Raw genomic sequence first — 9,180 nt, 5'->3', positions numbered from 1 at the left:
ACCGCACAGAGCGCCTCTTTTCAGAGACGCTTCGCTTTCGCCAGGTCCGCAATCAGAAAATCCCTGAAGGCACACACCGCTGCCGGTAGATTGCGCCCAGCCATGCTTTGCAGTTCGATGCGGCGTGCCTGCATGCCTTCGTCAAGGATCGGCACGCACTGCAGGACCTTGTCCGCCACCTGCTTTTGCAAGGTCATTTCGCTGGCCAGGCTGATAACGCCCTCTTCGCGGACGAAGCTATAGAGCGCGGCAACGTAGTTAGTGGTCAACACCGGGTCGAACAACAACCCCTGTACCCCGCAACAGATGTCGAATAGTTGCCGTATCGTGGTGTCGGCCTTGGGTAACGCAATGGGCCAGGGTTGTAACTCGGCGAGGCTGACCGCTTCACGCCCGGCCAAGGGATGGGAATTGGCGACCACGGCAAAAATCGCCCCGCTCAGGACATGTTCGACCTTGATCTCCTTTTGCGGCGTCAGGCTGAAGGTCATCGCCAGATCGGCTTCGCCAGAACGCACCTTCTCGGTCGCTTCGGCAGGCGCACACACCTCCAAGGTGAAATGAATGCCCTGATACTCACGCCTGAACGCGCTGATGCTCCTGGGCATGTATTCCAGTGCAAACCCTTCAGAGCAGGCAACGTGCACATGGCCCCGCTGCAAGCCATGCAACTCGGTGATCTCCAGCACCACCTGCTCGGCCTCAAGCTGCGACTTGCGCGCGTAGGCCGCCAGTCGCGCCCCCGCCTCGCTGAGCACCATGCCTCGGGCACGGCGCTCAAACAGGCTGGCATCCAGGGCCAACTCAAGCTTGGAAATCTGTCGGCTTACCGCTGACGCTGCAACATTGAGCCGCACCGACGCTTCGCTGATCGATCCGCACCGCGCGACTTCCAGAAAATAGCGCAACGCCGTGGATTGCACGCCATACAGCTGCATCGGAGCCCCCGAGGATTGCCTTTTCGGCAAAGCAAGTATCGAAAGATTGTGCTTGTGGCATTGATAGCCTTTCCCTACATTCGTGTCCAGACCAAAAAAAACTACGCCTGAGCTTCTCCTCCTCGTTTACCGCATTTGCGATTCGCTGCCCTTTGATTCAACCACTCTCGCCAACGGAGACGACGGCATGGGCATCAAAGGTTTCGCCTGCAGTTTTGCGCTGATGGGCCTCATCAGCAGTTTTCCGGCGCATGCCGGTAAAGCCAACGACACCCTGGTTTACGCTTCCGACAGCGAGCCTGAAAACATCAGCCCCTACCACAACGATCTACGCGAAGGGGTGATTCTCGGCCGGCTGATCTGGGACAACTTGATCTACCGCGACCCCACCAGCGGCGAATACAAACCCATGCTGGCCACCAGTTGGAAACAGGTCGACGACACCACCCTCGACTTTGAGCTGCGCAAAGGCGTCAAATTTCACAACGGCGACGCCTTCACCGCCGACGACGTGGTGTTCACCCTCAACTACGTGGTGTCGCCCGAAGCGAAAGTCGTTACCGTGCAAAACGTCGACTGGATCAAAAGCGCTGAAAAAACCGGTGACTACAGCGTCCGCCTGCATTTGAAAAAAGCTTTTCCCGCGGCACTGGAATACCTGTCCAACGCCGTACCGATGTTCCCCAAAACGTATTTCGAGAAAGTCGGCCTGGCTGAATTCAGTCGTAAACCGATTGGCACCGGTCCCTATAAAGCTGTGTCAGTAGTGGCGGGCGAAGGCGTGACCATGGCGCTCAATAAGGACTACTTCAAGGACAGCCCACAAGGCCAACCGCATATCGGCCACCTCAAGTTCCGAGTGATCCCTGATGCGGAAACCCGTCTGGCCGAGCTGATGACCGGCGGTGTTGACTGGACCTGGCGCGTCGCACCAGACCAGGCAGTCAACCTCAAGAGCATGCCGAACCTGACCGTGACCAGCGGCGAAACCATGCGCATCGGTTTCCTGATCCTCGATGCTCGTGGCACCTCGACTGAAAACTCACCGATGAAAAACCTTAAGGTGCGTCAGGCCATCAACCACGCCATCAACCGCGATGCACTGGCCTCACAACTGGTGGGCGGCGAAGCCAAACCCTTGCAAGTCGCCTGCTATCCGGGGCAGTTCGGTTGCGACACCACGGCAGCCACGGTCTACAACCATGACCCAGCCAAGGCCAAGGCGCTGCTCGCTGAAGCCGGTTATCCGAATGGCTTTGAGACAGAAATCTTCGCTTACCGCGACCGTGATTACGTCGAAGCGATCATCGGCAACCTGCGTGCCGTGGGTATCAATGCCAAGCTGCGCTACTTGAAGTACGCCGCCCTGCGCGACCAACAACGTGGCGGCAAAGTGCCGATATCGTTCCAGGCCTGGGGTTCGTTCTCGATTCTCGACACATCGGCGTCCGCTGGGACCTGGTTCAAAGGCAACCCGGACGACAACATCAAGGATCCGCAGGTCCAGGGCTGGTTGCAGACCGCCGACAACGCCCTCGACCCGCAAGTGCGCAAGGACAACTACCGAAAGGCGTTGCAGCGCATCAGCGAGCAGGCCTATTGGGCGCCGCTGTTCAATTACTCGATGAACTACGCCTATACCTCCGACCTGGCGTTCACGCCCTACCCGGATGAGCTACCGCGTTTCGTTCTGTCCAGCTGGAAGTAATCGACAGGTGCCGTGACGCGCGGTTTTAACCGCGCTACGGCACGCCCCACACATATCAGCCAATGGATACGAGGAAACTTGCCATGCTTGGATTCCTTCTACGCCGTCTGGGTATCGCATTTTGCGTTGCAGTTACCGTGTCGGTGATCAGCTTTTCTCTTTTGCACCTGTCCGGTGACCTGGCCACTGCCATTGGCGGACCGGAAGCCAGCAGCGAACAGATCGAACAGATCCGCGTGCAGTACGGTTTGGACAAACCGCTGCCGACCCAGTACTTCAACTGGCTGGGCGATTTGCTGCGGTTGGATCTGGGCAACTCTTTTTTCTTTCAGGAATCGGTCTACAACCTGATCGTCAACCGCCTGCCAATCACCCTCGGCCTGGGAGCGATGGCATTGGGCATTGCACTGCTGGTGGCGATTCCGCTTGGGGTGCTGGCCGCAGTCAAACGCGACACATGGATTGACCGCCTGGCGTTGAGCATTGCCGTACTGGGTCAGGCAATGCCAAGTTTCTGGTTTGCGCTGATGTTGATCGTGGTGTTCGCGGTGACGCTCAAGTGGCTGCCGGTGTCCGGCAACTCGACGATGCTGCACTTCGTCATGCCGGCGATTGCCTTGGGCTATTACGCGACGCCGGCAATCATGCGTCTGACCCGTGCCGGCATGCTCGATGTGCTCAGTTCCGATTACATCCGCACCGCCCGCGCCAAGGGCCTGCGCCCTGCCCGCGTGTTGTTCAAGCATGCACTGCGCAACGCCTTGATTCCGGTCGTCGCCCTGGCGGCGGTGGAATTTGGCTTCATGCTCGGCGGTTCGGTGGTGATCGAAACCGTGTTCTCCCTGCAAGGTATCGGACAACTCGCCTGGGACGCCATCGCCCGTGATGACTTTCCGGTGGTACAGGCCGTGGTCCTGCTCATCGCAGTGATCTACATCATCCTCACCTTGCTGGCCGATGTGCTCAACGCACTGCTCGACCCGCGCATTCGCGTGCGCTAGGAGGCTTACATGAGCACCCCCACTACCCTCGCGATCAGTGACTACCTGCCACCCCCCAGCAGCCTGAGCCGAGTACTTGGCAAGAGCTTTCGTCATCGTGGTTTCGCCATCGGCACGGTGTTGTTGCTGATCATCTTCACGGGAGCACTCTTCGCGCCGTGGCTGGCACCTTATGACCCTTATGCACAAGACGTGATGCTACGTATGAAGCCGCCGGTATGGATGGCCAACGGCACCTGGGAATACGTGCTGGGAACCGACAAGCTGGGCCGTGACTACCTGTCACGACTGATCTACGGCGCACGTATTTCATTGTTCATCGGCATTGCGGCGGCGCTTATTTCCGGCTTTATCGGCACCGTCATGGGGCTGTTGGCGGGTTACTACGGCGGCAAGGTCGATGCGTTCATCAGCTACCTGATCACCACCCGGCTGGCGATGCCGGTGGTGATGGTCGCACTGGCCTCAGCCTCGCTGATGGGCGGCTCGCTGAAAGTGGTGATTGTGCTGCTCGGCTGCCTGCTCTGGGATCGCTTCGCGGTAGTGGTCAGGGCTTCGGTGCAACAGATTCGCGATGCTGAATATGTGGCCTCGGCCCAGGCGCTGGGCTGCTCGACCCTGCGCATTCTGGTCAGCGAAATCCTGCCCAATCTGGTCGGCGCGCTGATCGTCGTCGCAACGCTGGAAATGGCCCACGCGATCCTGCTGGAGTCGGCACTGTCGTTCCTCGGGGTGGGTGTACAGCCGCCAACGCCGTCCTGGGGCTTGATGATCGCCGAAGGCAAACCCTACATGTTCTTTTCCCCGTGGGTCATCGCCATTCCCGGTGTCGCCCTGATGATTCTGGTGCTGGGCATCAACCTGGTCGGCGATGGCCTGCGCGATCTGATCCTGCCCGACGGCCGTAACTGATAGACGCCGTAACTGATAGAGGGTACCGAACATGGCACTACTCCATGTAGAAAACCTGCGCGTGGATATCCCCATGGGCAACAGCCCGACGCCGGATGACACCCTGCATGCAGTGCGCGGCCTGAACTTTGAAGTCGAGCGCGGCGAAATGCTGTGCATCGTCGGCGAATCCGGCTGCGGTAAATCCTTGACGTCGCTGGCGCTGATGGACCTGTTGCCACGCAAGGCCAAACGCACGGCGTCCCGACTGACGCTGGACGGTATCGACATGATCGGCCAGAGCGAACGGCACATGTGCGACCTGCGCGGCAACCGCCTGGCGATGATCTTCCAGGAGCCGATGACCTCGCTGAACCCGGCCTACAGCATTGGCGACCAACTCAGCGAAGTGCTCACCCGGCATCGCAAGGTGTCGCGCAAGGATGCCCTGGTTCGCGCCGGGCGGATGCTGGAGAAAGTCGGCATCAGCAATGCCACCGAGCGCTTGCGGCAGTATCCGCATCAACTGTCTGGCGGTTTGCGCCAGCGGGTGATCATTGCCATGGCGTTGATGTGCGAACCGGACCTGATCATCGCCGATGAGCCCACCACCGCATTGGACGTGACCATTCAAGCGCAGATCCTGCGCTTGATTCGCGACATTCAGAAAGAACTCGGCCTGGCGGTGATCTTCATCACCCACGACCTTGGGTTGGTGGCACGGATCGCCGATCGGGTCGCGGTGATGTATGCCGGGGAAATCGTCGAAACCGCCCCTGCCCTGCAACTGTTCGAGAACCCGCAGCATCCGTACACCCGTGGTCTGCTGGCCAGCATTCCAATCCCTGGCCAGACCAAACCGGGTGAGGCACTGGGTTCGATTCCAGGCCTGGTGCCGAGCCTGGTAGGCGAACAGCAAGGTTGTGCGTTCCGCAATCGTTGCGCTCAGGCGATACCGACCTGCGCGCAGAACATCCCCGAAGTCGAACAGGACGGACACATGGCGCGCTGCCTGTTCGCCGCACCGGCCCCGGCACCGATTCGCCTTCAGGAGCGTGCACGGTCATGAAAAAAGACATCGCTTTGGAGCTGTGTGACATCCGCCGCGAGTTTCGGATCAACCAGGGCTTTTTCAAACCCGCCGCCACCCTGAAAGCCGTAGATGGCGTTTCCCTGCGCCTGATGCGGGGCGAGACCCTCGGTCTGGTAGGTGAGTCCGGTTGCGGAAAAAGTACCCTGGCCAAGCTACTGCTCGGTCTGCTGCCGCCTACCAGCGGCGATGTGCTGGTCAACGGCAGACATCTGGCGGCGACTGATCGCAAGGCAATGTCCCGGCACATTCAGCCGATATTCCAGGACCCGTATTCCTCGCTGAACCCACGCAAGACCCTGCGCGAAATCATTACCCTGCCGCTGATCGTGCATGACATCGGCAACCCCGCCGAGCGGCGCAAGAAGACCGAAGCAATGCTTGATGTGGTCGGCCTGCCCAAGCGGGTGATCGACAGCTACCCAAGCCAGCTGTCCGGCGGACAACGCCAGCGAGTCGCGATCGCACGGGCGCTGATCATGCGCCCCGATGTGTTGATCTGCGACGAGCCCACCTCAGCACTGGATGTGTCGGTGCAGGCGCAGATTCTCAACCTGCTGCAAGACCTCAAGCGCGAATTCGGCCTGACCTATCTGCTGATCAGCCACAACCTCGCGGTCATCGAACACCTCGCCGACCGGGTAGCGGTGATGTATCTGGGGCGCATCGTCGAAGAGCGTACGCGCGAATCGTTGTTTGCTGAACCCGGCCACCCCTATACCCGCGCCTTACTGGATTCGGTGCTCACGCCCGATCCACACCTGGGCATTCCCGATATCGGCCTGCACGGCACCTTTCCCAATCCGATGTCTCCGCCGTCCGGTTGCGCTTTCCACCCGCGCTGCCCGAGCTGCTTCGCACCGTGCAAAACGGCCTACCCGGCCAATGATTCCATTATCGGGGGCAACGTGCGTTGCCACCTTCACGACAATCCTGCCCAAACACTGGAGCTTGTCCACTCATGAGTCGTTCATTGGCCATCAGCAACACCACAGAGCAATTCGACAACGGCGCCTTTTTCAATCTGCTCGAACGTAGCGTCGCCTTGCCCACCGAAAGCCAGGCAACGGACAGCCAGCCCGAGTTGTATCGCTACCTCAATGACTTCATCACCCCGCATGTCAAGGCCATGGGCTTCAGCGTCAAGATCTATGACAACCCGGTGGCAGATCGCGGCCCCTTCATGATCGCCACACGCATTGAGCATCCAGAACTGCCGACCGTACTGAGCTACGGCCACGGTGATGTGGTGCGCGGCTATGAAGCGCAATGGCGTGAAGGCCTGTCACCGTGGCAAGTCACCGTCGAAGGCGATCGCTGGTACGGCCGCGGCACGGCGGATAACAAAGGCCAGCACCTGATCAACCTGACCGCGCTGGAACAAACGCTCAAGGCTCGCGACGGCAAGCTGGGTTTTAACGTCAAACTGCTGCTGGAAATGGGCGAAGAAGAAGGCTCGCCGGGCTTGAATGCGTTCTGTGCCGCCCACAGCGAAGAGCTCGCGGCGGATGTTTTCATCGCCTCGGACGGCCCGCGCCTGGCGGCATCCCGACCGACGATTTTTCTCGGCTCACGCGGGGTGTTCAACTTCGAGCTGGTGGTCAATTTGCGCGAAGGCGCCCATCACTCTGGCAACTGGGGCGGCTTGCTGGCCAACCCTGGCATCATTCTGGCCAATGCCATCGCAAGCATGATCGATGAACAGGGCCGGGTGAAGGTGGCAGGCCTGCAGCCCGAGACACTGCCGGAGCCGGTTCGCCAGGCACTGGCCGACATTGACGTGGGTGGCGGACCGGGCGATCCGGACATCGACGCCAACTGGGGTAACCCGCAGCTCTCGCTGAGCGAAAAAGTATTCGGCTGGAACACCCTCGACGTCATCGCCTTCAAGACCGGAAACCCGGATGCCCCCGTGCATGCGATCCCTGGTAAAGCCAATGCCCACTGCCATATCCGCTTCGTGGTGAACAGCGACTACACGACCTTTATCCCGGCTGTTCGTGCCCACCTGGATGCTCATGGCTTCAGCAATGTCGAGGTCAAGCAAAGCCGCATCGATGTGATGCATGCCACTCGGCTGGACCCGCAAAGCCCGTGGGTCAATTGGGCCCTCAGCTCCTTGACACAGACCACCGGCAAAAAACCTGCGCTGCTGCCAAACCTCGGGGGCTCGCTGCCCAACGACGTGTTTGCGGACGTGCTCGGCCTGCCAACATTGTGGGTGCCGCACTCGTACCCGGCCTGCTCGCAACATGCGCCGAACGAGCACCTGCTGGCACCGGTGGTCAAGGAAAGCCTGCAAATCATGGCTGGTCTGTTCTGGGACCTGGGCAACGACGCGGCGCGCCTGACTCAGGAACATCAGTTGCGGGAGCTGGCGCAATGAGCGACTCGCCACAACAGGCGCTGGACTGGCTTGCCGGCCAGCGCCACGCCATGGAAGCGCTGCTGCAGCGTATCGTCGACACCGACTCCAACAGCTATGACAAGGCGGGCGTCGACGCGGTGGGCGCACTGCTCGCGGCTGAACTGGAAGCCGACGGCATCCTGCTCAAGCGCATGCCGGTCGATGATTTTGGCGACGTGATGCTCGCCGAAGTACCAGGCGCCTCTGGAAAGCCGGTGCTGCTGCTGGGCCATCGCGACACGGTGTTCCCCAAAGGCACCACCTCGACTCGCGGCTACAGTCGTGACGCCCACCTCGCCTATGGCCCCGGCGTCGCCGACATGAAAGGCGGCCTGGTGCTCAATTGCTTCGCGCTCAAGGCTCTCAAACGCGCCGGTGAGTTGCCCTATCCGGTGCAAGTTCTGTACACCGGAGACGAAGAAATCGGCTCCGGCAGCGCCAGAACCCATATCGAAAAAGCCGCCCGTGGCGCCCGTGCCGTGCTCAATACCGAACCCGGCCGGGCCAGCGGCAACGTGGTCAGCGCACGCAAAGGTGGCGCCACGCTGATCATCGAAGTCAGCGGCCGCGCGGCGCATGCCGGGGTCAACCATGCCGACGGCGCCAGTGCCATCGAAGCCCTGGCACGCAAGATCGTCAAGCTCCATGCCTTGACCGATTACGCGGCAGGCATCACGACCAATGTTGGCCTGATAGCCGGTGGCACCTCCAGCAACACCGTCGCACCTAGCGCCTCTGCCCGACTGGACGTGCGCTTCATCGAACTTGAGCACTGGGATCAGATTTTTACCGCGATCCTGGACATCGTCGCGGAAGAAGAGCTGATCGGCACCCGCGCCATCCTCAAGGAAGCGACTACTTTCCTGCCGATGGAAGCCCGTCACAGCGAACGGCTGCTGCGGATCTACCAACAAAAGGCCTTGGCGCTGGGTTTCAGTGTGGAGGGCGAGTTCACCGGTGGTTGTGCTGACTCCGGATTCACCGCCAGCCTGGGCATTCCAACCCTGTGTGGGCTGGGGCCGGTGGGTGGCAAGGTTCATACCGAACGTGAGTACCTGGAACTGGATACGCTGGTGCCTCGGGCTCTGGCGTTGGTGGCGACTATTCTGGCTGTTGGCTAGGGTAGTTGAGGCTTTTTTGGGGGG

The 9,180-nt window shown here is 60.4% G+C and carries 8 protein-coding genes; 7 read left to right on the top strand and 1 reads right to left on the bottom strand.

Annotation, left to right across the window (positions count from 1 at the left end):
• Nucleotides 1-20: 20 nt before the first annotated feature.
• On the bottom strand, nt 21-938 hold the full coding sequence (locus HU749_RS12625; RefSeq protein ID WP_186652175.1) for a LysR substrate-binding domain-containing protein: 918 nt from the start codon (nt 936-938) through the stop codon (nt 21-23).
• 187 nt (nt 939-1,125) lie between these two features.
• Between HU749_RS12625 and HU749_RS12620 the strand changes: the two genes are divergently transcribed.
• The 7 genes from HU749_RS12620 (at nt 1,126) to HU749_RS12590 (ending at nt 9,156) form a co-directional block, all read left to right on the top strand.
• A complete protein-coding gene (locus HU749_RS12620) occupies nt 1,126-2,646 on the top strand; it encodes an ABC transporter substrate-binding protein (RefSeq protein ID WP_186652177.1) in 1,521 nt (506 codons plus the stop codon).
• An 83-nt stretch (nt 2,647-2,729) separates the two neighbouring features.
• Nucleotides 2,730-3,647: an ABC transporter permease gene (locus HU749_RS12615; RefSeq protein ID WP_079301256.1), complete on the top strand. Its 918-nt coding sequence runs from the start codon at nt 2,730-2,732 to the stop codon at nt 3,645-3,647.
• A gap of 9 nt (nt 3,648-3,656) precedes the next feature.
• Entirely contained in the window at nt 3,657-4,559 is a 903-nt protein-coding gene (locus HU749_RS12610; protein ID WP_186652179.1) for an ABC transporter permease, read from the top strand.
• Nucleotides 4,560-4,590: 31 nt separating this feature from the next.
• Nucleotides 4,591-5,607 carry an ABC transporter ATP-binding protein gene (locus HU749_RS12605; protein ID WP_079301258.1) on the top strand — a complete coding sequence of 339 codons (1,017 nt, stop codon included), beginning with the start codon at nt 4,591-4,593 and terminating at the stop codon, nt 5,605-5,607.
• Entirely contained in the window at nt 5,604-6,593 is a 990-nt protein-coding gene (locus tag HU749_RS12600) for an ABC transporter ATP-binding protein (RefSeq protein ID WP_186652181.1), read from the top strand. Before HU749_RS12605 ends, HU749_RS12600 begins: the two co-directional genes overlap by 4 nt.
• Nucleotides 6,590-8,014: a M20 family metallopeptidase gene (locus HU749_RS12595; protein ID WP_186652183.1), complete on the top strand. Its 1,425-nt coding sequence runs from the start codon at nt 6,590-6,592 to the stop codon at nt 8,012-8,014. The genes HU749_RS12600 and HU749_RS12595 overlap by 4 nt, the downstream gene beginning before the upstream one ends.
• The gene (locus tag HU749_RS12590) at nt 8,011-9,156 is read left to right on the top strand and encodes a M20 family metallopeptidase (RefSeq protein ID WP_186652185.1); all 1,146 of its coding nucleotides are present in this window, start codon (nt 8,011-8,013) and stop codon (nt 9,154-9,156) included. The genes HU749_RS12595 and HU749_RS12590 overlap by 4 nt, the downstream gene beginning before the upstream one ends.
• Nucleotides 9,157-9,180 lie beyond the last annotated feature (24 nt).

Source organism: Pseudomonas ogarae (genome assembly GCF_014268695.2).
In the GTDB taxonomy this organism is placed as follows: Bacteria; Pseudomonadota; Gammaproteobacteria; order Pseudomonadales; family Pseudomonadaceae; genus Aquipseudomonas; species Aquipseudomonas kilonensis.
The sequence above is the reverse complement of the archived record's forward strand: the minus strand, read 5'-3'. Positions and strand labels throughout refer to the sequence as shown.

Bases quoted from the DNA above. Each gene is read 5' to 3' on its own strand.
- HU749_RS12625 (WP_186652175.1), bottom strand. From the start codon at position 938: ATGCAGCTGTATGGCGTGCAATCCACGGCGTTGCGCTATTTTCTGGAA.
- HU749_RS12620 (WP_186652177.1), top strand. From the start codon at position 1,126: ATGGGCATCAAAGGTTTCGCCTGCAGTTTTGCGCTGATGGGCCTCATC.
- HU749_RS12615 (WP_079301256.1), top strand. From the start codon at position 2,730: ATGCTTGGATTCCTTCTACGCCGTCTGGGTATCGCATTTTGCGTTGCA.
- HU749_RS12610 (WP_186652179.1), top strand. From the start codon at position 3,657: ATGAGCACCCCCACTACCCTCGCGATCAGTGACTACCTGCCACCCCCC.
- HU749_RS12605 (WP_079301258.1), top strand. From the start codon at position 4,591: ATGGCACTACTCCATGTAGAAAACCTGCGCGTGGATATCCCCATGGGC.
- HU749_RS12600 (WP_186652181.1), top strand. From the start codon at position 5,604: ATGAAAAAAGACATCGCTTTGGAGCTGTGTGACATCCGCCGCGAGTTT.
- HU749_RS12595 (WP_186652183.1), top strand. From the start codon at position 6,590: ATGAGTCGTTCATTGGCCATCAGCAACACCACAGAGCAATTCGACAAC.
- HU749_RS12590 (WP_186652185.1), top strand. From the start codon at position 8,011: ATGAGCGACTCGCCACAACAGGCGCTGGACTGGCTTGCCGGCCAGCGC.